This is a genomic window from Roseateles albus (genome assembly GCF_028595345.1).
GTDB lineage: Bacteria > Pseudomonadota > Gammaproteobacteria > Burkholderiales > Burkholderiaceae_C > Paucibacter_A > Paucibacter_A albus.
Map to the genome: position 1 here is coordinate 107,551 of NZ_JAQQXT010000005.1, position 22,324 is coordinate 129,874.

Annotated in this window: 16 protein-coding genes; 6 read left to right on the plus strand and 10 right to left on the minus strand. The window is 63.7% G+C overall.

The features are described 5' to 3' along the window. Positions 1–105 precede the first annotated feature (105 nt). Together uvrA and PRZ03_RS09925 are read left to right on the plus strand one after the other, a co-directional pair. Entirely contained in the window at positions 106–5,775 is a 5,670-nt protein-coding gene (uvrA, locus tag PRZ03_RS09920; RefSeq protein WP_273600170.1) for an excinuclease ABC subunit UvrA, read from the plus strand. A gap of 121 nt (positions 5,776–5,896) precedes the next feature. Further along, complete coding sequence (locus PRZ03_RS09925; protein ID WP_273600171.1) at positions 5,897–7,762, plus strand: amidohydrolase; 1,866 nt, start codon at positions 5,897–5,899, stop codon at positions 7,760–7,762. A gap of 46 nt (positions 7,763–7,808) precedes the next feature. On the opposite strand, the gene PRZ03_RS09930 is transcribed toward PRZ03_RS09925, so the two are convergent. Next, entirely contained in the window at positions 7,809–8,120 is a 312-nt protein-coding gene (locus PRZ03_RS09930) for a hypothetical protein (RefSeq protein WP_273600172.1), read from the minus strand. A gap of 123 nt (positions 8,121–8,243) precedes the next feature. Between PRZ03_RS09930 and PRZ03_RS09935 the strand changes: the two genes are divergently transcribed. After that, positions 8,244–10,967, plus strand: coding sequence for a S9 family peptidase (locus tag PRZ03_RS09935; protein WP_273600173.1), 2,724 nt, complete (start codon positions 8,244–8,246; stop codon positions 10,965–10,967). Between the two features lie 9 nt (positions 10,968–10,976). Here PRZ03_RS09935 and PRZ03_RS09940 read toward each other — a convergent pair whose 3' ends face one another. The 4 genes from PRZ03_RS09940 to PRZ03_RS09955 form a co-directional block, all read right to left on the minus strand. Beyond that, a complete protein-coding gene (locus tag PRZ03_RS09940) occupies positions 10,977–12,515 on the minus strand; it encodes a M48 family metalloprotease (protein ID WP_273600174.1) in 1,539 nt (512 codons plus the stop codon). After that, entirely contained in the window at positions 12,516–13,166 is a 651-nt protein-coding gene (locus tag PRZ03_RS09945) for a UPF0149 family protein (RefSeq protein ID WP_273600175.1), read from the minus strand. It abuts the gene before it with no gap. Between the two features lie 25 nt (positions 13,167–13,191). Further along, positions 13,192–13,419, minus strand: coding sequence for a hypothetical protein (locus tag PRZ03_RS09950; RefSeq protein ID WP_263534678.1), 228 nt, complete (start codon positions 13,417–13,419; stop codon positions 13,192–13,194). A gap of 68 nt (positions 13,420–13,487) precedes the next feature. Continuing rightward, positions 13,488–14,420 carry a DUF808 domain-containing protein gene (locus tag PRZ03_RS09955; protein WP_273600176.1) on the minus strand — a complete coding sequence of 311 codons (933 nt, stop codon included), beginning with the start codon at positions 14,418–14,420 and terminating at the stop codon, positions 13,488–13,490. A 94-nt stretch (positions 14,421–14,514) separates the two neighbouring features. Between PRZ03_RS09955 and PRZ03_RS09960 the strand changes: the two genes are divergently transcribed. Both PRZ03_RS09960 and PRZ03_RS09965 read left to right on the plus strand, forming a co-directional pair. Beyond that, the gene (locus PRZ03_RS09960; protein WP_273600177.1) at positions 14,515–15,042 is read left to right on the plus strand and encodes a thioredoxin family protein; all 528 of its coding nucleotides are present in this window, start codon (positions 14,515–14,517) and stop codon (positions 15,040–15,042) included. A 139-nt stretch (positions 15,043–15,181) separates the two neighbouring features. Next, positions 15,182–16,087, plus strand: a complete 906-nt coding sequence (locus tag PRZ03_RS09965) for a transposase (protein WP_273600178.1) — start codon at positions 15,182–15,184, stop codon at positions 16,085–16,087. A gap of 2 nt (positions 16,088–16,089) precedes the next feature. Here PRZ03_RS09965 and PRZ03_RS09970 read toward each other — a convergent pair whose 3' ends face one another. The 4 genes from PRZ03_RS09970 to glmU form a co-directional block, all read right to left on the minus strand. After that, positions 16,090–16,977 carry a LysR substrate-binding domain-containing protein gene (locus PRZ03_RS09970; protein WP_273600179.1) on the minus strand — a complete coding sequence of 296 codons (888 nt, stop codon included), beginning with the start codon at positions 16,975–16,977 and terminating at the stop codon, positions 16,090–16,092. 190 nt (positions 16,978–17,167) lie between these two features. Continuing rightward, entirely contained in the window at positions 17,168–17,704 is a 537-nt protein-coding gene (locus PRZ03_RS09975; RefSeq protein ID WP_273600180.1) for an SRPBCC family protein, read from the minus strand. An 82-nt stretch (positions 17,705–17,786) separates the two neighbouring features. After that, entirely contained in the window at positions 17,787–18,233 is a 447-nt protein-coding gene (locus PRZ03_RS09980) for a hypothetical protein (RefSeq protein WP_273600181.1), read from the minus strand. Between the two features lie 127 nt (positions 18,234–18,360). Continuing rightward, a complete protein-coding gene (gene glmU, locus PRZ03_RS09985) occupies positions 18,361–19,746 on the minus strand; it encodes a bifunctional UDP-N-acetylglucosamine diphosphorylase/glucosamine-1-phosphate N-acetyltransferase GlmU (RefSeq protein WP_273600182.1) in 1,386 nt (461 codons plus the stop codon). A gap of 135 nt (positions 19,747–19,881) precedes the next feature. Between glmU and PRZ03_RS09990 the strand changes: the two genes are divergently transcribed. After that, on the plus strand, positions 19,882–20,760 hold the full coding sequence (locus PRZ03_RS09990; protein ID WP_273600183.1) for a Kdo hydroxylase family protein: 879 nt from the start codon (positions 19,882–19,884) through the stop codon (positions 20,758–20,760). A gap of 31 nt (positions 20,761–20,791) precedes the next feature. Here the strand turns inward: PRZ03_RS09990 and PRZ03_RS09995 are convergent, their stop codons facing one another. Next, positions 20,792–22,318 carry a Do family serine endopeptidase gene (locus tag PRZ03_RS09995; protein ID WP_273600184.1) on the minus strand — a complete coding sequence of 509 codons (1,527 nt, stop codon included), beginning with the start codon at positions 22,316–22,318 and terminating at the stop codon, positions 20,792–20,794. Positions 22,319–22,324: the final 6 nt, after the last annotated feature.

Below are 22,324 nucleotides of genomic sequence, written 5' to 3' on the forward strand. Positions count from 1 at the left end.
GCGCCGATTTGGCCTTTTTCTTGGCAGGACGGGATGTCTGCTGACAGCTTTGGTCATCCAGGCTTCCTAGAATGATCGGTCCCAGTGCAGCAGCAGGTCTACTCCATGTCAGAAGGCACCATCCGCATCCGCGGCGCCCGTCAACACAATCTGAAGAACATCGATCTTGATTTGCACACGGGGGAGTTGACCGTTGTCACCGGGCCTAGCGGCTCGGGCAAATCCAGTCTGGTCTTTGACACCCTTTATGCCGAGGGTCAGCGCCGCTATGTCGAGACCTTCTCGGCCTATGCGCGTCAGTTCCTTGACCGCATGGACCGCCCCGCCGTTGACCGGGTTGACGGCGTGCCGCCGGCGATCGCGATCGACCAGACCAACCCGGTGCGCACCTCGCGCTCCACGGTCGGCACGATGACCGAGCTGAACGATCACCTGAAGCTCTTGTTCGCCCGCGCCGCCGAGCTGTTCGACAAGAAAACCGCGCAGCCGGTCAGGCATGACACGGCGCAGACGGTCTATCTGGAGTTGCTCGAACGTACGCGCGCCGCAGATCCAAGAATCGTTTTGACCTTCCCGGTCGAGCTGCCGGCGACGACCAGTTCGGACGAGGTGACGCAGTGGCTGTCGGCCAGCGGCTTCACCAAGGTGCAGGCCGAGCGCGAGGTGGCCTCGGTGACCGGCCCGCGCAAGCTGCTCGACGTGGTGGCGGATAGATTCAGGTTGCAAGGCACCGACAAGCAGCGCGCGATGGAGGCGATTGAGCTTTGCTTGAAGCGCGGCAGCGGACGGATGAATGTTTATGTTCTGCCCAAGGAAGAAGGGCCAGAGCCTGAACTATGGCGCTACTCCACCGGCCTGCATTGCCCTGAAAGCGATCTGCGCTACCAGGAGCCGCAGCCGCCGCTGTTCTCTTTCAATTCAGCGATGGGCGCTTGCGAGACCTGCCGGGGCTTCGGGCGGGTGATCGGGGTTGACCTCGGCCTGGTGATCCCAGACGGCAAGAAGACGCTGCGCAATGGCGCGATCAAGACCTTGTCGACGCCGGCCTGGAAAGACAGCCAGGACGACCTGCTCAAGTACGCGGCCGACGCCGGCATCCCGCGGGACACCTCCTGGAATCAGCTCTCACAAGCTCAACAAGACTGGGTCATCAATGGTTCGCCGAACTGGACCGGCAACTGGAACAAGCAATGGTACGGCGTCAAACGCTTCTTCGAATATCTGGAGAGCAAGGCCTACAAGATGCATATCCGCGTGCTCCTGTCCAAGTACCGCAGCTACACAACCTGCGGCACTTGCGACGGCGCACGGCTGAAGACCGAATCGCTGCTCTGGCGTGTCGGCAGCAAGGAACTGGCCGATGCGTGGTTGCCGGCCCATCAGCGCCTGATGCCCAAAGGCGTGGACTGGAGCCGCGAACAACTGGAGGCTTTGCCGGGCCTGGCCTTGCACGACTTGATGCAGCTGCCGATCCACCGGCTGCGCAGCTTCCTCGATCAGTTGCAACTGCCCAGCACGCTCTTGGACGATGCCCTCAAATTGCTGCTGGAGGAGATCCGCAACCGGCTCAAATACCTCTGCGATGTCGGCATCGGCTACCTGACGCTGGACCGCCAGAGCCGCACGCTCAGCGGCGGCGAGGTGCAGCGTATCAACCTGACCACCGCTTTAGGCACCTCGCTGGTCAACACCTTGTTCGTGCTGGACGAGCCCAGCATTGGCCTGCACCCGCGCGATATGGGCCGCATCGTCCAGGCGATGCACCGGCTGCGCGATGCCGGCAATACGCTGGTCGTGGTCGAGCATGACCCGGCGGTGATGCTGGCGGCCGACCGCTTGATCGATATGGGGCCGGGCCCCGGCGAGCGCGGCGGGCAGATCGTCTTTGACGGCACGCCCGAAACGATCCGCGCGGCAGACACGCTGACCGGCGCCTATATGGGCGCGCGCAAGCTGGTCGGCATGGGCGTCAAGCGCCCGGTCGAAGCCAGCACGCCCAAGCTGATCATCGAAGGCGTGCGTGAGCACAATCTGCGCAATGTCACGGTCGAGTTCCCGCTGCAGCGTATGGTGGTGGTGACGGGCGTGTCCGGCTCGGGCAAGAGCACGCTGATGCAAGACGTTTTGTACCCGGCCTTGGCGCGCCATTTTGGTCAGCAGACCGAGACGCCGGGCCTGCATGAGCGCCTGCTCGGCGCCGATTGGTTGGCCGACGCGGTGTTCGTCGATCAGTCGCCGATTGGCAAGACCGCGCGCTCCAATCCGGCCTCTTACGTCGGCGCATTTGATGAGTTGCGCAAGCTGTTCGCGGCCGCGCCGATGTCGGCCGAGCGCAGCTACACGGCCGGCATGTTCAGTTTCAATGCCGGCGACGGCCGCTGCGCGACCTGCGGTGGCTCGGGCTTCGAGCATGTCGAGATGCAGTTCTTGTCCGACGTCTATCTGCGCTGCCCCGATTGCGATGGCCGGCGCTACCGGGCCGAGATGCTGGACGTCAAGCTCGAAAGAGCCGAGCGCAGCATGAGTGTGGCCGACGTGCTTGAATTGACCGTTAGCGAGGCAGTGCGCCTGTTCAAAGACGACCGCGAGGTGGTCGCCAAGCTGCAGCCGATTGTCGATGTGGGCCTGGAGTACGTGAAGCTGGGTCAGCCGGTGCCGACGCTGTCGGGCGGCGAGGCGCAGCGCCTGAAGCTGGCTGGTTTCCTCGCCGAAGCCGCCAGCAAGCCGCGCCAAGCCTTAGCCAAAAAAGGCACGCTGTTCATGTTCGACGAGCCGACCACCGGCCTGCACTTTGATGACATCGCCAAGCTGATGCGGGCGATGCGCAAGCTGCTGACCATCGGCCATTCGCTGATATTGATCGAACACAACCTCGACGTGATCCGCGCGGCCGACTGGCTGATCGACCTTGGCCCCGAAGGCGGCGAGGGCGGCGGCGAGCTGGTCTGCGTCGGCACGCCCGAGCAGGTCAAGGAGCACCCCACATCGCATACCGCGCTGGCGCTGCGCGAGTATTCGGCCCATATGGACCGGCCGGCGGTGGCGGTAGATCACAAGGTCGAAGAGGGCATGCCGCTGCAGAGCTTGATCCGAGCCCGCCGCGCCCGTGCCAAGGCCGACGAGGTAATCCAGATCGTCAATGCGCGTGAGCACAATCTGCAGTCGGTCAATGTGTCGATTCCGCGCGGCAAGTTCAATGTGATCACCGGCGTGTCGGGCTCGGGCAAGTCGACGCTGGCCTTCGATATTCTGTTCAACGAGGGTCAGCGCCGCTATCTGGAGTCGCTGAATGCCTATGCGCGCTCCATCGTGCAGCCGGCCGGCCGGCCCGAGGTCGATGCGGTCTGGGGCATTCCGCCGACGGTCGCCATCGAGCAGCGCCTCAGCCGCGGTGGGCGCAAGAGCACGGTGGCCACCACCACCGAGGTCTGGCATTTTCTGCGCCTGTTGTATGTGAAGTTAGGTGTCCAGCATTGCATGCATGACGGCACGCCGGTGCGGCCGCAAAGCGTCGAGTCGATCGCCGCGCAGCTGCTGCGCGATCACATGGGCCAGCATGTCGGCCTGTTGGCGCCGCTGGTGATGAACCGCAAGGGCCTCTACACCGACCTGGCCAAATGGGCGAAGACGCGCGGTTATACGCATCTGCGCGTCGACGGCGAGTTCATTGCCACCGCGCCTTGGCCGCGCTTGGATCGCTTCAAGGAGCACACGCTGGAGTTGCCGGTCGGCGATCTTGTCATCTCGGCCGCCAACGAAGGCGAGCTGCGCGAGATGTTGGCCAAGGCGCTGGACCTCGGCAAGGGCGTGCTGCATTTGCTCACACCCTTGGACGGCTTGCACAAGGCGATCGCCGAGGCGCATTCGACGCTGGGGATCGGCACGGTCAAGGTCTTCAGCACCAAGCGCGCTTGCCCGACCTGCGGCACCAGCTATGCCGAGCTGGACCCGCGCATGTTCAGCTACAACAGCAAGCATGGCTGGTGCACGGGCTGCGTGGGCACCGGCTTGGCCTTGACGCGCGAGCAACGCAAGGCATTGGATGATTCCATCCAGGATGACAAAGGCGGCCGCGAGCAGAGCTTTGCCGGCCAAGAGGTCGAGATCGAAGGCTTGGCCGATCAGCCCTGCGGCGAATGCCATGGCGCGCGATTGAACCCATCGGCGCGAGCAGTGACTTTTGAAGATCAGGCCATCAGTACCGTGGCGTCCTGGAGCGTCAAGGACGCGCGCGCTTGGGTTGATGGCCTGACGCTGCTGGGCCGTGACGCCGAGATTGCGCGGGATGTGGTGTCGGAGATCAAGGGCCGGCTGGAGTTTCTGGAGGAGGTGGGCCTCGGCTATCTGACGCTGGACCGTGCCGCACCGACCTTGTCCGGCGGCGAGGCGCAGCGCATCCGGCTGGCTGCGCAGCTGGGCTCGAATCTGCAAGGCGTTTGCTATGTCTTGGATGAGCCGACGATTGGCCTGCATCCGCGCGACAACCAGATTCTTTTGAAGGCGCTGGGGCGCTTGAGCGATCTGGGCAACACCCTGGTCGTGGTCGAGCATGACGAGGACACGATTCGCCGCGCCGACCACATCATCGACATCGGCCCCGGTGCCGGCAAGCGGGGCGGTCATGTGGTCGCCGAGGGCACGGCGGCCGATCTGGCGCTGCAGCCGGACTCGGTGACGGGGCGCTTCCTGTCCAAGCCGCTGATCCATCCGCTGCAAGCGCGCCGTGAGATGGTCGATGGTGCGCCGCGCCTGCGCGTGCTGGATGCGAGTTTGCACAACCTTCAGCATGTGACGCTGGATGTGCCGCTGCACCGCCTGGTCGCGGTGACCGGCGTTTCGGGCTCGGGCAAATCGACCTTGGCGCGGGATGTGTTGCTCGCGAACATGGCGCAAGCCGTGCCCTTGCGCAAAGCGCCCGCGCATTGGATTGGTTGTGCCGGCATCGAAGGCCATGAACTGGTCGACCGGGTGCTGGAGGTTGACCAGACGCCAATCGGCAAGACGCCGCGCAGCTGCCCTGCGACTTATATCGGGTTTTGGGACGCGATCCGCAAGCTCTTTGCTGACACGCTGGAAAGCCGCGCGCGCGGCTATGCGGCGAATCGCTTCAGCTTCAACACCGGCGAAGGCCGCTGCCCCGGTTGCGAGGGCCAGGGCATGCGCACCATCGAGATGAGCTTTTTGCCTGATGTCAAAGTGCTCTGCGACCAATGCCATGGCCAGCGCTTCAACCCTGAGACCTTGGGCGTTAGCTGGCGGGGCAAGAGCATCGGCGATGTGCTGGCGATGGAGGTCGACGAGGCCGCGCCGTTCTTTGCGGCGATGCCGGCGATCGGCCATCCGCTCAAGCTGATGCAGGACGTGGGGCTGGGTTATCTGACCCTGGGTCAACCGTCACCGACGCTGTCTGGCGGCGAGGCGCAGCGGATGAAGCTGGTCAGCGAGCTGGTCAAGGTGCGCGACGAGGTTGGGCGGCGCGGCCAGAAGGCGCCGCACACGCTGTACGTGCTGGACGAGCCGACGGTGGGCCTGCACATGGCCGATGTGGAGCGCCTGATCCGGGTGCTGCACCGGCTGGTCGCGGGCGGGCATTCGGTCGTCGTGATCGAGCATGACCTCGACGTGATCGCCGAAGCCGACTGGGTCATCGACCTGGGGCCGGATGGCGGCACGGCCGGTGGTGAGGTGGTGGTGGAGGGCACGCCGGAGGTGGTCGTGGCGGCGGGCTCGCACACCGGCGTAGCGCTGCGGCCGGTGTTGGCGCGGGGCACATAACGGCTCATCTGTGGTGGCAAAATCCGTCGGCGTAGTTTGACTTTGGCGCCCGTTGGCGCCCGAGTCTCGCGGCATGAAACCATACCGATCAAACACCCCACTCTCAGCGAGGAGCCCTGTGATGAACCCGGAAAACCTGAAAACGTCCGCACTGATGGCGGCCATCCTCACGCTTGCCGCGCCAGCAATGGCCGCCCCGCAGAAGGCCGACAGCATCTGGTCGGGCGGCACCATCCTGACCATGAACGACAAGGCCATGCGCGCCGAAGCGGTGGCTGTCGCCGACGGCAAGATCATTGCCGTGGGCAAGAGCCGCGAGGTGATGAAGTTGAAGGGCCCCGCCACACAGCTCGTGGATCTCAAGGGTCAAACCCTCATTCCCGGCTTTGTCGACGCACATGGCCATATCTTCGGTGGCGGTTTGCAGGCACTTTCGGCCAATCTGCTGGCGCCGCCCGATGGTGAAGTCAAGGACATCGCCTCGCTGCAGCAGACGCTGCGTGACTGGGTGCAAAAGAACGCCGCTGCGGTCGACAAGACCCAACTCATTCTTGGTTTTGGCTATGACAACGCCCAACTGAAAGAACTGCGCCATCCGACCAAAGAGGAGCTGGACGAGGTCTCCAAAGACATTCCGATTCTGATCGTGCACCAGTCGGCCCATTTGGCCACTGCCAACTCCGCCATGTTGAAGGTCATCGGGTATGACGCCAACACCAAAAACCCCGCAGGCGGCGTGATCCAACGCAAGCCCGGCAGCACCGAGCCCAATGGCACGATCGAAGAAACAGCTTTTTCCAGCGCCCTCCCGGCGGTCTTGGGTCGTGTGGGGCCTGAGGGCTTGAAGACCTTTGCGCGCGAAGGCGCCAAGCTCTGGGCCCGCTTTGGCTACACCACGGCCGAAGAAGGCCGGTCCACGCCGCAGATTGTCGCCGTCATGAAACAGGTGGCGGCCGAGGGCGGCTTCGCCAATGACGTCAACACCTATCCCGATGTGCTGGTGGACCGGGCCTTCATCAAGGCGAACCAGAGCAACACTTACACCAACCGCTTCCGCGTCGCCGGTGCCAAGCTCACCATCGACGGCAGCCCGCAGGGTTTCACCGCCTGGCGTGACAAGCCTTATTACAAGCTGGTCGGCAACTATCCCGAGGGTTATTCGGGTTATGCCGCAGCTTCTGCCGAAGATGTGATGGGCGCCGTGCAATGGGCGGCCGAAAACGGCATCCAGGTCATCACTCACTCCAATGGCGAGCGGGCCTCCGACCTCTTGATTGCCTCACACCAAGCGGCGCAGGCGCGCTTCCCGCAAGCCAAGGCTCTGCGCCCAGTGCTGATCCACGGCCAGTTCCTGCGCGAGGATCAGCTCGACAGCTACAAGTCGCTGGGCGTCATTCCCTCGCTGTTCCCCATGCATACCTTTTACTGGGGTGACTGGCATCTCGATCACACGGTTGGCCCGCAGGCGGGCTTGAACATCTCGCCCACCGGCTGGGCACGCAAGCGCGGCATGATCTTCTCCAGCCATCACGATGCGCCGGTGGCCTTCCCGGACTCGATGCGGGTGCTGGACGCTACCGTCACTCGCCGCGCGCGCGGCTCGGGCCGCATCGTTGGACCGGAGCATCGGGTTGATGTCATCACTGCTTTGAAAGCGATGACGATCTGGCCGGCTTATCACCACTTCGAAGAAAAGACCAAGGGCAGCTTGGAGGTCGGCAAGCTGGCCGACTTCGCGCTGCTGTCGAAAGATCCGACGGCGGTGAAGCCGGACACGATTGCCGAGATCAAGGTCACCGAGACCATCAAGGAAGGCAAGACCATCTTCCGCCTTGAGCCCGGCACCAAGAAGGCAGCCGCAGCACCCGACATCACGCCGCTGCTGACGGCCTTCGGCGGCCACGGCGGCGAGCCCGGCGAGGCCTGTGCACATGATGCGATGTTCCGCATGACGGCTGTGATGGCGGGCGGCGACGGGCAGCGCTGAGCCGGCGAGCCCGCGCCAAATGCGCTGACCTTGGCGAAGACGGTCTTCAGTGCGGTTTGCGCGGCTTGTCTTTGCCAAAGCTTTTGGGACGGTAGACATTGCCGTCCCATTCACCCTCGGGCTTGTGCGCGGTCTTGGCGCGGCGTATCGCCGCGTCGGCCTCGCTGGCGGCTGATTTTTTGAAGCGCCGGCTGCGCCAGTAAACACCCAGGCGGTGGCCGGCATCGCGCAAACCCCAGGCGACGCGGCGCAGGCGCGCGTCCATTTGCTGGCGCAAGCGTGGGCTCAAGCACATGCGAATCGCCAGGAAGATACAAGTCAAAAGGCCGGCGGCGGCCAACACGGTGCTGAGGTTCATGGCGCGAGTTTGCCTGAATTGGCTGACAGGGCGTTCAGCGGCCATGACCATCGTTTGACCAGGGGCCGGCCTTTTAGAATGCCGGCTGCCCTGACCCTGGGCGAGCCTGGAGAACGCGGTTTGTTGAACCACAAGAAAACCCCACACCCACTTGAGAATGCCAAGCGCAGCAAGGCCTTGGCCACCAGCTGTCTGATGGCGGCGCTGATGAGTGCGCTGACCTTGTCGGCGCTTGCACAACCGGTGGCCCCGGCGCCGGCCGGCTTGAAGCTGGAGCAAGTCTTTCGTGCCGAGCCGTATCGCGGCGAGAACGCCAAATCCCCTGAGTTCAGCCACAGCGGCCGCTACCTGGCCTACCTTTGGAATCCCTTCGGCGAGCCGGGGACCGATCTCTATGTGCATGACAGCAAGACCGGCAAGACGCAGCGCCTGACCTCGCCTGCACTGATGGCCGCTTTTGATGCGCCGGAAGATCTGGCTCGTTTCGATAAAAAACTGCAGCAAAAGCGCAGCGAAACCGCCGAGCGGCAAGCCAAGGAAGAGGCGCAGGCGGCCTATCTGCTCGGAGCCTCTGTCGACCTGGGTCAATGGGAAGCGGCTGCCCTGGAACAGGTGAAGAAGGATTACGCCGCCAAGAAGGCCCGCGACGACGCCCAAAAGGCGATCGACAAGGCCGAAGCCGAGGCCGAGAAGCTCGCCGCCCAAGCATTGGAAGCCAAGCGGGCCGGCAAGCCGCTGGCAGCTGCGAGCCCAGCCTCGGCCGCCTCTGCGGCAGCCGACAAGCCCGAGAAAGACAAAGAGCAATGGGAGTGGCGTGACGAGCTGAAGAAAAAGCAGGCTAAGGACAAGCTCAAGCCGACCGACTTGTATCCCGGTGCGACTCAAGTCGTCTGGGCCAATCATAAGGATGAGTTGATCTTTGCCTACCGCGGCGGCCTGTTCCGCTGGGTCGCCGGTGACAGCAAGATCACGCCGCTGCAGTCGACTTCGCGGGCTTTACGCATGGTCGCCTACAGCGCCGATGATCAGGCTTATGTCTATATGGACGACAAGCGCGTGCTGCGCGCAAGGCTTGGCGCCGGCGGCGTGCAAGTGCTCAACCGCGAGCTGATCCATCCGGATGATGCCGAGAAGAAGTACCAGATCGAGTCCACCACGATCAGCGAAGACGGCCGCTGGATGGCCTTGGTCGGCCGGGCACCGCTCAAGCCTGCCGAAGAGGGCAAGCCCGCGCCTGAGCCGAGCGGCCGCAAGGTCGAGATCATGAATTACGCCGAGCGTTTCGCCACGGCCAAGAAGGTCGACCGTGAGGTCTCCGACGACAAGCTGACGAACAAGCCGCTGGCCATCTATATCCGCAAGGTGCCCGGGCTTGAGGATGCACCGGCCAAGCAGCCTGCGCCGGTCTTCACCCACGCCGGCGGTGACAGCTGGTTTGAGCTGAGCCCGATTGCCTGGGCGCGCGACGGCAGCCGCTATGCCTTCAGCACTTGGGAGCGCGAGAAAGAATTGCTGCGTGTCTACATCGGCGGCGCGGATGAGAATGCCAAGCCGGAGCTGGTTTTGGAGCGACGCGGCGATGTGGGCCACGAGGTGGTTAACGTCGTCAACCCGCAGTTCACACCGGACGGCAAGACGCTGGTGCTGACGCTGGACGAGAAGGGGTTTCGCCAGCCTTATGGCTGGGATATCGCGGCGCGCAGCCTGCGCCCCTTGCTGGAAGGCGGCAAGGGCGAGTTCGAGGCGCATCAGGTGCTGGGCTTTACGCCCGATAGCAAGGCCATGTTTGTCGTCGCCAACAAGGGTGACCTGGCGGCAATGAATCTGTTCCGCGTCAATCTGGCCGACGGCGCGATGCAAGCGCTGGGCGTTACCGGCGACTATCACCGCAACGGCGTGGTCTCCTATGACGGGCTATGGTTATCGGCCAACGCAGGCAACTGGGCGGCGCGGCCGGAACTGAAGCTGATCGATGCCGGTAAGGGCTCCAGCAAGGTCTTGACCGACAGCCACGACAAGGCCTGGGCGCAAGTGGACTTGCTGCGGCCCGAGCGCTTCTCGTTCAAGAACCGCCATGGCGACAGCATCCCGGCCTATGTGTTCAAACCCAATGGCTGGACCGCTGCCGACAAGCGCCCGGCGGTCGTCTACATCTACGGCGGCCCCTTGAACGACCGCCATTCGGTCGAGGCCGACAGCTTCCAGCCCAGCGCCTATGTGTTCGCCATGTATATGGCGGCCAAGCATGGCTATGTGATGGTGACGATCGATTCACGCGGACACTCGAACTACGGCCGACGCTTCTCCGATGCGAACTGGGAGAACCCTGGCCTGCCGCAGACCGAGGACTTGGAGGATTTGTTCGCCCATATGCGTGCCAACTTCGGCATCGACCCGGCACGCGTCGGCCTGAATGGCTGGAGTTTTGGCGGTTTTCAGACCCAGTACACGATGTACAACAAGCCCGATCTGTTTGCCGCAGGCATCGCCGGAGCGGGACCGACCGAATGGGAGAACTACAACAGCTGGTACAGCGGACGCACCATCGGCAAGGTCGATAGAAGCAAGCCCAATCTGCGCAAATACTCGCTGCTGCCCATGGCCAAAGGCCTGAAAAAGCCACTGCTGCTGGTGCACGGCATGATGGACCCTAACGTCTTGTATCAAGACACGGTGAATGTCTACCGCGCGCTGTTGGAGTCCGGCAAGGAAGGCTTGGTTGATCTCTTCCTGGACCCGGACGGCGAGCACGGCATGGGCGGCGCGGTCAAGACCGTGGGCTGGCACCGCAAGTACGAAGCTTTTTGGCTGCAGCATTTGGGCCGCGCCCAGCCCGCCCAGCCTTGAGGCAGCGGATCAGGGCGCGCTTGCCACGATCTTGACCTTCTGACCCGGTTTCGGGTCAGCGTCCAAGGCGCCGTTCAGCAGGCGCAGCTGGGCCTCGGCACGTTCACCCAGCGGCGAGGTCTTGGCCAACTGGGCGAAGCCGCCCGCCGGCATGGTCACGCTGCGCAAAACCCAGGGTTTGGCGGCAGCGCGGTCGGCCGGCGTCATGGGGCGGAAGCTGGCTTCGGCTTCCTGCATCCGGCGCGAGGCGCGCGCCATCGCATTGGCATCGCGGGCGCGGTAGATCAGCATGTAGTTGGCCTTGTTCGGCCCGCTGATGAGGGTGAATTCGATCGGCAGACGCTGGCCCTGGGCGTTGCGCTGCACGGCGTTGATATGGCTGGCCGGCAGGCCGCCCAGCGACAGCTTGTCGACTTGCACCTGCTCCGCTTGCGGCAAGATCTGGCGCAGGATTTGCTCGTGGCTGCCGCTGAACTTCGGCGGTACGGGGCGCAGCACCAAGCCAGCATCCTGCTCCGGGTTGCTCAGGATCAGCGCTTCGGCGCCGTTCTGGATCTTCCAGCCGGCAGGCGCGGTCAGGGCGAAGCCCAGGCCCGGGTGATAGAAATTACGCCCCCGGCTCAGGCCTTGCTCGGCGCTCTCGCCATAGCTGATGCCCTCAATGGCGGCTAGGTAGCGGGCGCGACCGTCGTCTTGGTAAATCTTGCTGCCGTCAATGCCGGCATATTGCTGTGCCGTTTGGCTGATTTGACTCAGACGCTGATCATTGCTGGGATGCGAGGCCAGCCAGCTGCTGCCGCTGGGGGCGGGCCGACCTTCCAGCCTAGCCTGCTCGGCGGCAAAGCGCTCCTGGTTCTTCAGCACATGGATCACGTCCACCATATTTTTGGGGTCGTAGTGGCTGCGTGACAAATACTCGGCGCCCAGACCATCGGCCTGCAATTCTTGCTCGCGCCCATAGGACGCGATATAGCCGGCGGCCACGCTCTGTGAGGCTTGACCGATCAACTGGCCGGCGCCGCCCAGGCCTTGCGACTCCAGCACCGCGCCGAGCACGCTGGCGGCCAGCACGCCGATGCCGGCGCTTTGTTGGCGGGTAGCGCGCTGCGCACCGTGTCGGGCCGTGACGTGTCCGATTTCATGCCCGATCACGCCGGCCAGATCGGCCTCGCTCTCCAGGTAAGCCATGATGCCGCGTGTCACATAGACATAGCCGCCGGGCAGCGCAAAGGCATTGACCTCGGGGCTGTCAAGCACGGTGAAATGCCAAGTTAGGTGGCTGCGGTGCGAGGCCTTGGCCAAGCGTTGGCCCAGCTCGTTCACATAGGCTTGCAGCTTGGGGTCGGCAAGCTGGGTGTACTCCTGCAGCACCTGCGCGTGGGCCGTGCGGCCCTCGGCGATTTCGCTGGCCTCGTCCATCACCGTGCGCTCGGTCTTGCCGGTGACGGGGTTGACCGAAGTTGTGCCGCAAGCGCTCAGGGCGCCCAAGGCGATCAACAAGGCGGCGCAGGCCGCCCGGCGAAGCAATGCCTTAGGCAAGGGCCTCATTCAATGCTTGTTGCGTGCGGCCCAGAGCAGCAGCACATTGTCCAGTACCGCGCGGCTGAGAGCATCGCGCTCCTTGGGGTCGGCCAGGCGGGCGCGCTCCTCATCGCTGAGTTGCGTCTCGTCGCCACCCAACAAGGCGACCGGAGCCAGCAGCGGGCCGGTGACGGCGTCGTCAAACAGCGGCTCCCAAGCCTCGGGGGCCAGGTCCACGGCGGTCAGGAAGCCAATCGCCCATTCTTCGGCATCGGTCAGATCGGGCTCGCCTTCGACATCGCTTTCAGCGACGCTGAAGATCGGCTCCCACAACTCCGGCTTGGCTGTCCACTGCCAGGCAATCGAGCGCAGGTGGCGCAGCACCAGCAGGGTCACGCGCTTGCGCTGCTTGCCGCTGGCGAAGGGGTAGTTTTCGGGTTTGGTCGACGCTTCGAGGTCGTCACCGTCGCCGCCCCAGGTGAGCGGCAGCCAGGCTGCGCCGGGCAAATCGGCCAAGGGCTTCGGGCTCAACAGCAGCGCTGCCAGGTAGCCATCCAGCGCTTCGATATTCATCGAGGCCTCGGTGGGCAATTTGGTCAGCATGTCATCCAGCGTCGACAACTCCTCGTCAGAGAGTGGCAGATTGTCGGATTGGGGATCGTATTGGGGATATTCCATCGCGTGATTGTCGCAGGCCCAGGTCTTAGAAGCGGCTGCGCGCTTTCTTGCCGTCGAATTCAGCCAGTTGCGCCTTCAGCAAGGCCATCAGCACGCGCGCATTCTTCTCGGTCAGCGCAATGATGGTGCTAGGCTCAATGCCCTCGACTTCGGCCTTGGGGTTGATCAGGGCATCGACCTTGAACAGCACCTGACCGTGGATATTGTTCGAGGCGGCCTTGAACTTCTGGACTTCGATTTGGTAAATTTTCATGCCGGCATCCTACTCCGGACTGTCATATTCGCGCCAGTGCTGCGGCAGCTCCGCCCTTTCAACAGGGTTCAGACCTGACCCTCGGCCTGGCCTCGGGCGATGCGCCAGAGCCGCTGTCCCAAGGTGAACACGGCCACCGCGATGGCGCCAGCGGCCAGGCCAACCAAACCGTCAACAGTCAAGCCAGCCAGCGGCGCCGCTGGGCCCATGTGGGCAGCCAGCGCCGGGGCCAAGCCGTGGAGCTGCGGCAGACCATGGCTGAGGATGCCGCCACCGACCAAGAACATCGCGATCGTGCCCACCACCATCAGCGTGCGCATCAAGCCGGGCGCCAGGCTGACCATGCCTCTGCCCAGGCCGCGCAGCGGTGCGAGTTTGCTTCGACTCAGATAGAGGCCCGCATCATCCAGCTTGACGATCGCCGCCACCAGGCCGTAGACGCCTATGGTCATCAGTACCGCGATGCCGCTCAAAACCAGCACCTGCTTGGGGAAGGAGGCGGCGGCGACGGTGCCCAGGGTGATGGCGATGATCTCGGCCGAGAGTACAAAGTCGGTGCGGATGGCGCCCTTGATCTTGTCGCGCTCGAAGTCGAGCAGGTCTTGCGCCGAATGGAGTGCGGCTGTTTTCAGCGCCTGCTGCGTCTTGGCTTCATCGTCGACGCTGTGCAGCAGCTTCTCGGCGATCTTTTCGAAGCCCTCGAAGCAGAGATAGGTGCCGCCCACCATCAGCAGCGGGGTCACGGCCCAGGGCGCCCAGGCACTGATGGCCAACGCGCCCGGTACCAAAATCGCCTTGTTGCGTGCCGAGCCCTTGGCCACGGCCCAAACGACCGGCAACTCGCGCTCGGCGGCGACACCGCTGACTTGCTGGGCGTTGAGGGCCAGGTCGTCGCCGAGCACGCCGGTGGTCTGCTTGGCGGCAGCCTTGCTGAGCAGGGCCACGTCGTCCAGCAAAGTGGCAATGTCGTCGATCAAGGCAAACAGGCTGGAAGCCGCCATGGGATTTTCTTTCGATGCGTAGCGAGGGAGGTGCCGCTTTGTACCGCATCTCGTGCGTGGCAAACTCGGCCTCATTCAAATTTCATCGCCTCCTATGAAGCTCCTTGCCGCCATCATTTCTTTTGCCTCGCTGTCTGCGGTGCTGCCCGTCCATGCTCAGAGTCAGGCCGCCAGCTCGGCCAGCGCACCGAGGGCTTTGCCTGCAACGGCGGTTCCGAGCAGCGTCAAACAAATCTATAACGAGGCGGCCGATGCGCGCGCCGAGCTGAATCTCGCGCTGGCCAAGGCGCAGGCACAGCAAAAGAATGTGCTGGTGGTCTTCGGTGCCAATTGGTGCGGTGACTGCGTGGCGCTCGACAAGAAGATGAGCGCGGGCAGCTTGGCCGAGCACGTGGACAAACGCTTGGTGTTGCTGAAGGTCAATGTGGGGCGCTTTGATCGCAACACCGATTTGGCCGCCCAGATGGGCGTGTCCTTGAAGAAGGGCATCCCAGCGGTGGCGGTGCTCAAGCGCGACGGCGAGGTGCTCAGCGCCACCAATGGCGGCGAATTGGCGGACGCCCGCAATATGGGCGACGTGGCCGTGTTGACGGTGCTTGAAGGTCTGCATCCCAAGCATTGACGAGGTTTGAATGACCTGACCCCCGACCAGATCGTGGCTGTCGGACCTGCCGTGACTGATGTGGCTTTGATGCGGGCTTCGGCTGGACTAGGGCGGGGTCAGGCCTTGCCTTTTCGAGTGGGCTGGACTATGTTTGGGCATGGCTCGCCCTCCACGCATTGAATTCCCCGGCGCGGTTTACCACGTCAGCGCTTGGTCTGAGGCGGGTCACGCGGCCTTCGCGCTGGAGTCCGACCGTGCGGCCTTCTTGAGCCTCGTGGCCCAAACCATGCAACGCTTTGACGCCCAGCTGCTGGCCTTTTGCGTGCTGCCCGACCATTACCATTTGCTGCTGTACACCCGCCGTGCCAATCTGTCGCGTTTGATGCGCCATTTGGGCGGCGTTTACACCCAGCATCACATGCACCAGCGGCGCGGCGAAGGCGCGCTGTTCCGTGGCCGCTTCAAGGCAGTCTTGGTTGATCGCGAGGCGCATCTGCTCGATGCCTGCCGCTATGTGGAGCTCAACCCCTTGCGCATGGGCCTGGTGGCCTCGCCTGAGCAGTGGCCCTGGTCCAGCTTCGCTGCGCATGCCGGTCTCGAGGCCGCGCCGCCGTGGTTGGATGTAGTCGGCCTGTGGCGTTATGTGCTCGGGCGGGAGCTGCGTAACCCGGCCGATCAGCGGCAGGCCGCCGAACGCTATGCCAAATTGGTCGTCAAAGAGCCGGCTTTGCAGCTCTGGCCGGGGCGCTTGCGGCAGCAGATATTTTTGGGTGATGAGGCCTTCGCCAAGGCCACGTTGGCGCGCGCCCAAATGTCCACCCAGGCTGCAGCTCAAACCAAGCTTCCAACTGCCAAAAGCCCGCACAGCCCTGCGGTAAGCGGGGGCTTTGACTGGTCAGCATGTTTGCGCGACAGCGACTCGCGCGAACAAGCGCTGTACCGCGCTCACACCGAGGCGGGGCAAACGATGAGTGCCTTGGCGGCGCTCTTGGGGCTGTCGGTGTCGCGCGTTAGCCGCCTGATCGCAGCCTACGAACAGGCGGCTGCACTGGGGACAAGGTAGGCCTAAGCCGCCTGCGCCTTCAGCCATTGCAGCAATTGCTGCAAGGCCCGATTGGAGTGACTGGCGCGGCGGGTGCAAAGCATATAGCCGACCGTGAAGGCAACCTTGTCTTCAAATGGCATGGCGATGCGCCCGGCACCGAGTTCATCGTCGATCAAGCAGCGCTGCACGACAGCCACGCCCAAGCCGGCCACCACCGCCTGCACCAGCATGGAAACCTGCTCGAAGTCGGCGCTGGGCTTGAACTCATGCGCGCCCAGGCCGACGGAGTCCAGCCAGAGGCGCCAGTTCTGTTGGTAGTTGGTATTGCACAGCAGCGGGCGACTCAAAAGATCGACCGGCTCACTCAGCGCATCGCTGCCTTGCAGGTCTTTGGGATGGCAGATCGCCACGAGCTCGCGGCCGACGATGTACTCGGCGTCTATGCCGCTGGGGAAGCTGCCGCTGCTCGGGCGCAGCCAGGCGTCGATGTCAGCGTCGCTGAAGTCTTCGTCATATTGCGAGGGGGCCAAGGAGAGCGAAATTTGCGGATGCAGGGCCTGCCAATCGGCCAGGCGAGGGATCAGCCATTTGGCGGCCAAGGTGGGTGGCACGGCCAAGCGCAGCCGGGTCGGGATGTCCGGCGAACGCTGGGCGGTTGCCGCGGACTCCAAGGTTTGCAAGGCGGCGCTGATTTGGCTGAGATAGTCACGGCCGCGCGCGGTCAATTCGATACCGCGAGACTGGCGTACAAAAAACGTCTGGCCCAACTGCTCCTCAAGATGCGCGATGGCGCGACTGATGGCGCCCTGGGTGACGCAGAGTTCTTCGGCCGCTTTCGAAAAGCTGCCGAGCCGGGCCGAAGCCGCAAAAGCATGCAGCTCATGCAAAGAAGGGGAACGGATACGCATGCCGGCATTTTCAATGATGGGCGTGGCACTTGGACCTTCTTGGGCCTATTCGAGCCTATTCGCCCAGGAATCGGCCCGATCTATCCCTGCTTTCTGTGGATAAGTCCGTGGGCAAGCTGCGGCCAGCGCTTTTAAGTCATTGATATGACTGGTCTTACAGCGGTCTGCTGCTTTTTGGGGCAGCCCAGGCCTAAGGCCTCGTCTCTGCGACCGCTTTGAGATTCTTAAGGCCTGCCTCGAAGTCTTTGCCCACCATGCCATCGGCGAACAAAGCCAGCCAATGGAACAAGGGGTTTTTGCCCATATCGCCATTCATCAGCCAAGTGACCTGGGTGTCGCCGCTGGCTTGCGTCTCGAAGCGAAACTCACCACTGGAGGTGGTGCCGAAGTCGGGGAAAAACAGATCGTAGGCGACCCGTTTGGGCGCCTCGGCTGCCGTGAAAGTCATCTTGCCGTCGCCCTCGCTGGCGCTCTTCCAGGCCCAGACCGCGCCGGCCCCGGTGTCCGGGCCGCTGTATTCGATCGTCATGGCCGGATCACGCCGGTTCCAAACGCTCCACTGTCGCCATGCGCCGGGGGCAGCCACCAATGGGTAGATTTTCTCTGGGCTGGCGGCAATCTGCACGCTGCGAGAGACGCTGAAGGTAGAGGGCAGCAGCCAGCCGCCTATCAGAAGGAGGGCCACCAAGCCGACAAGGCTGAGGCCGAGAACTTTCAGGATTTTCATGCGCAGCTCCGTTTGAACTGCCCGTCAGCATGCAGCCAGGCTGCGAAGAATGCAATCCTCGCAAACCTGCGGCAAGCAAGTTTCAATGCGTCTGTGTCTGCAAGGGAGCAGCCAGATCGGCGTCCACCCAGGCTTCCTGACTGGCTTCGCGTGCGGCGGCCAATTGCTGGCAGAGCTCGAACACGCCGAGCTTGTCGGCGCCGATATGTTCGGGCATGGGTGCATTGCCGATTTCGGCCGGCAGGTCGGCCAAGGCGCCGAGCAGCTCGAACAGCAGCTCCAGCGTGGGCTCACCGCCGGCTTCCATTTGACGAGCAAGACCTAGGCTGCGGCACAGATACCAGCAGGCGCTCGCCGCGTCGTCGCACTGAGCGTGGTACTGGGCTTGCGTTTCCAGCGCAGCGCTGCGAGCGGCTTGCTCTTGGCGCGTCTGTGCTTCATCCAAGCTCGTCGGCCAAGTGCTGTCGATCAAAATGCTGTCGTCCTGCTGGGTTTGCGGGATCGGGGGAAGCCTGGAATGTCGCGCCATGATGTGCTTTCACTGCTATCGGCCCAATACTAGGCGGAGGCCCCGGCCGGCGCTTCCCGCAAATCGGGGGGAGCGCGCGGTGAAAGCGACCGTCGGCGTGAATTATCGCGCACGCGGTCGGCATTCGTCAGCGTTTCTTGACCGGTCTTGTCCATCCCGCAATGGCCACCTGTTTGCCGCGCGCAACACTTAGCTCACCGGTGGCAACGTTTTTGCTGATGGTGGAACCGCCGCCAATGGTGGCGCCGGCGCCAATGACCACCGGAGCGATCAACACGCAATTCGAGCCGACATGCACATCGGCGCCGATTTCGGTGCGGTGTTTGTTGGCGCCGTCGTAGTTGGCGGTGATGGAGCCGGCGCCGTAGTTGACGCGCTCGCCGACGGTGGCGTCGCCCAAATAGGCCAGATGGTTGGCCTTGGCGCCCTTGGCCAGGGTGGAGTTTTTGACCTCGACGAAGTTGCCGATATGCACTTCCTCGCCCAGATCGGCACCGGGCCGCAGCCGCGCGAAAGGCCCGACCAAGGCGCCCGCGCCGACCTTGACGCCTTGGGCCTCGCCGTCGATATGGGTGAATTCATGGATACGGGCGCCGGCGCCGATCGTGGCATTGCGGATCACGCAGTTGGCGCCGATGCGCACGCCGTCGCCCAGACTGACTTGGCCTTCAAAGACGCAGTTGACGTCGATCTCGACATCTTGGCCGCAGCTCAAAGTGCCGCGCAGATCGAAGCGCGTCGGGTCGGCCAGACGCACCCCGGCTTCCAGCAAGTCATTCGCCTGTTCGCGCTGAAAGCGGCGCTCCAGATCGGCCAATTGCACCGGACTGTTGACACCCAAGACTTCGGTTTCGTTCGGTGCGGCAATGCCCAAGACCGGCACGCCTTCGGCCACCGCCATCGCGACGATGTCGGTCAGGTAGTACTCGCCCTGCACATTGTTGTTGTTCAGCTGGCTCACCCAGCGCTTCAGTGCCGCCGTGGGCGCGGCCATCATGCCGGTATAGCCTTCCTTGATGCCGCGCTGCTCGGGGCTGGCGTCTTTGTGTTCAACGATGGCCAGCACATTGCCGTCCGCCGTGCCGCCTTGGCGCAGGATGCGGCCATAGCCGCTGGGGTCGCTCAAATGGATGGTCAGCAGCACCAGCGCCTTGCCGTCGCAGGCCTCGACCAGTCGGCGCGCCGTGGCCTGCTTGATCAAGGGCACATCGCCGTTGAGGATCAGCGTCGTGCCATCACCTTCGATGGCGGGCACCGCCTGCTGGATCGCATGGCCGGTGCCGAGCTGAGGCATCTGGCGCACGAACTGCACACCGGGGCCGGCGACTGCCGCTTCGACCACTTCGGCGCCATGGCCGGTGATCACCACATTGCGCGCGCCGCCTAGGCCTTCGGTCATGTTCAGCACATGTTGCAGGAGCGAGCGGCCGGCCAGTTTGTGCAGCACCTTGGGCAGGGCGGACTTCATGCGGGTGCCTTTGCCCGCGGCCATGATGACAATATTCAGCGACATGAGTGTGGTGGGTACGGTCTGAGAAGCCGCAATTATGGCGGGGCCACGTGGCCGAGAAATGACGAGCTTTGGCGGCGACGCTGCAAGTTAATATTCAAGGCGTCAAATCACCCTTCATCGACCAGTCTTGAATCTATGAGCAGCATTACTCCAATCCGCGTGTATCCCGACAGCACTTGGTCCGAAGACGGGCCGACTCGGGGCGTTGAGGCTGTGATTGAGGCCGGGGAAGTTCTGCAGTTCCCCAACTTGCCCTTTGTTTTGACGCCGGCCGAGCGCAAGTTCTTGGACCCTCGCTGGGCCGATGCAAAAGCCAAGAATATTTCGGTGCGTTGGCCGGCCAATGAACTGCGGGGTGCCGCCGGCGACGCTGCCGATCTGGCGGCGCTGCAGGCGATGATTGGCCGCTACGCCGAGCAAAGTGAGGCTCTGGCACTGCGCTTGTTCCCGCATTACCGGGGGCATCTGCGGCGCGGCAATAGCTCGTTCAGGACGGTCAATGTGGCCGGGCGAGAGACCAGCTGGCGCAAGGACGACACGCGTCTACATGTCGATGCCTTCCCGTCCAACCCCATGCAGGGCACAAGGCTGCTGCGCGTTTTTTGCAATATCAATCCAAACGGGCTGCCGCGCCAATGGCGCGTAGGCGAGCCCTTCGAGGATCATGCCAAGCGCTATTTGCCGAAGATCGGTCGGCCGATTTATGGCTCGGCAGCCTTGTTGGAAATGCTGCACATCACCAAGCGCCGCCGCACCGAAAGCGACCACCTGATGCTCAAGCTGCACGATCTGGCCAAGGCTGACGCCGAATTTCAGCGGAGCAGTCCGCAAGCCCGAGTCGACTTTGCGCCCGGTACGACCTGGGTGGTGTTCAGCGACCAAGTGCTGCATGCCGCGATGGGCGGGCAGTACATGATGGAGCAAACCTTCTATCTCGACGCGGCGCACCAGCAGCGTCCCGAGGCTTCGCCACGGGGCACGCTGGAGCGTTTGCTGGGCCGCGAGCTGCGCTAGCCCGCTGCCCAAGGGGCGCGGAGGGCGGGGCTCAGCCCAGCTTCACCGGCACAAAGATCTTGTTGTCGCCGCGTTGGATCAGCAAGGCCACCATATTTCCGGATTTGGCCAAGACGTCGCGCACCTGCTCGCTGGACTGTGCCGGGCGGCCATTGATGGCCAAGAGCACGTCGCCGGCGTTGACGCCGGCACGCGCTGCCGGCCCGTCTGCGTCTTCTATCAGGAGGCCGGCCGCGCCACCTACGGCGCGTGATTCCTCTTTGCTCAAGGGGCGCAGCGCCAGGCCTAGCCGGCCTTGCGGGGCGGCGGCTGTGCTGGCCACTTTGGCCTCGGCCTCGGCGCCACCCAAGACGATGTCCAGGGTTTGCGGCGCTTGGTCGCGCCAGATCTTCAGCTTGACCTTGTCACCAGGTGCCGACAGGCCGATCAGGCTGGACAAGGCGCCCGAGCGCACGACCGGTTCGCCGTCTACCTCGGTGACCACATCGCCGGGCTTGAGCCCGGCCTTGGCGGCGGCGCTGTTTGGGCTGACTTGCGCGATCAAAGCACCGTCGGGCCTTGCCATACCGAAGGAATCGGCCAGCGACTGGTTCAGGTCTTGCACGGCGACGCCGAGCTTGGCGTGTTGGGCGCTACCGGTCGCAACGATCTGATCCTTGACCTTCAAGGCCACATTGATCGGGATCGCAAAGCTCAGGCCTTGGTAGCCGCCGGACTGCGAATAGATCTGCGAGTTGATGCCGATCACGCCGCCCGAGCCGTCAAACAGCGGGCCGCCGGAATTGCCGGGGTTGACGGCGGCGTCGGTCTGGATGAAAGGCACGACCGCGTCATTGGGCAGCGAGCGGCCCTTGGCGCTGACGATGCCTTGCGTGGCGGTCTGCTCCAAGCCGAAGGGCGCGCCAATTGCCAACACCGGGTCACCGACCTCCAACTGGCGCGGGTCGCCCAGGCGCACGGTCGGCAAGTCTTTGCCTTCGATACGCAAAACCGCGATGTCGGTGGCCTTGTCCAGCCCCAGGACCTTGGCGGAAAACTCGCGCCGGTCGCTGAGCTTGATGGTGACCTCCTTGGCGTCATTGACCACATGGGCATTGGTCAGGATCAGGCCGTCGCTGCTGATGATGAAGCCCGAGCCCTGGCCGCGGAAAGGCTGACCGCCTTGCTCGCGGCCACGCTGGCCGGGTTGGCCGCGGAAGAACTGCGAGAAGGGCGACTGCGGGTCGCTGAAGGCTTCGGGCATGCCTTGCTCTTCACGGCTGGCATGGCGCATGCCTTCGACGGTCACGCCGACCACGGCCGGGCCGGCCTGCTTGACGATGGCGCGGAAGTCTGGCGCACCGCCGGCGTTCAGGTAGGGGACGGGGGCGATCTGTGGGCTTTGCAGCTGCTGAGCAGTTGCTTCGTTAGTGCCGGTGGCTGCAAGTGCATTCGCACTCGTCGCTTGATGCTGAGCGGGGTCAGACTTCAGCCATTGCGGCGCGATCAGTGCAGTGGCCACACCGCCTGCGGCCAGGCCCGCAGCCAGCAAGGCTGCATTCAGTGGTTTGATGTTCATGGCGTT

What these genes read in the sequence shown, in the direction of transcription:
- uvrA (WP_273600170.1), top strand. Translation starts at nt 106, where the DNA reads ATGTCAGAAGGCACCATCCGCATCCGCGGCGCCCGTCAACACAATCTG.
- PRZ03_RS09945 (WP_273600175.1), bottom strand. Translation starts at nt 13,166, where the DNA reads ATGGAATATCCCCAATACGATCCCCAATCCGACAATCTGCCACTCTCT.
- PRZ03_RS09995 (WP_273600184.1), bottom strand. Translation starts at nt 22,318, where the DNA reads ATGAACATCAAACCACTGAATGCAGCCTTGCTGGCTGCGGGCCTGGCC.
- PRZ03_RS09965 (WP_273600178.1), top strand. Translation starts at nt 15,182, where the DNA reads ATGGCTCGCCCTCCACGCATTGAATTCCCCGGCGCGGTTTACCACGTC.
- PRZ03_RS09990 (WP_273600183.1), top strand. Translation starts at nt 19,882, where the DNA reads ATGAGCAGCATTACTCCAATCCGCGTGTATCCCGACAGCACTTGGTCC.
- PRZ03_RS09960 (WP_273600177.1), top strand. Translation starts at nt 14,515, where the DNA reads ATGAAGCTCCTTGCCGCCATCATTTCTTTTGCCTCGCTGTCTGCGGTG.
- PRZ03_RS09925 (WP_273600171.1), top strand. Translation starts at nt 5,897, where the DNA reads ATGAACCCGGAAAACCTGAAAACGTCCGCACTGATGGCGGCCATCCTC.
- PRZ03_RS09930 (WP_273600172.1), bottom strand. Translation starts at nt 8,120, where the DNA reads ATGAACCTCAGCACCGTGTTGGCCGCCGCCGGCCTTTTGACTTGTATC.
- glmU (WP_273600182.1), bottom strand. Translation starts at nt 19,746, where the DNA reads ATGTCGCTGAATATTGTCATCATGGCCGCGGGCAAAGGCACCCGCATG.
- PRZ03_RS09975 (WP_273600180.1), bottom strand. Translation starts at nt 17,704, where the DNA reads ATGAAAATCCTGAAAGTTCTCGGCCTCAGCCTTGTCGGCTTGGTGGCC.
- PRZ03_RS09950 (WP_263534678.1), bottom strand. Translation starts at nt 13,419, where the DNA reads ATGAAAATTTACCAAATCGAAGTCCAGAAGTTCAAGGCCGCCTCGAAC.
- PRZ03_RS09955 (WP_273600176.1), bottom strand. Translation starts at nt 14,420, where the DNA reads ATGGCGGCTTCCAGCCTGTTTGCCTTGATCGACGACATTGCCACTTTG.
- PRZ03_RS09940 (WP_273600174.1), bottom strand. Translation starts at nt 12,515, where the DNA reads ATGAGGCCCTTGCCTAAGGCATTGCTTCGCCGGGCGGCCTGCGCCGCC.
- PRZ03_RS09970 (WP_273600179.1), bottom strand. Translation starts at nt 16,977, where the DNA reads ATGCGTATCCGTTCCCCTTCTTTGCATGAGCTGCATGCTTTTGCGGCT.
- PRZ03_RS09980 (WP_273600181.1), bottom strand. Translation starts at nt 18,233, where the DNA reads ATGGCGCGACATTCCAGGCTTCCCCCGATCCCGCAAACCCAGCAGGAC.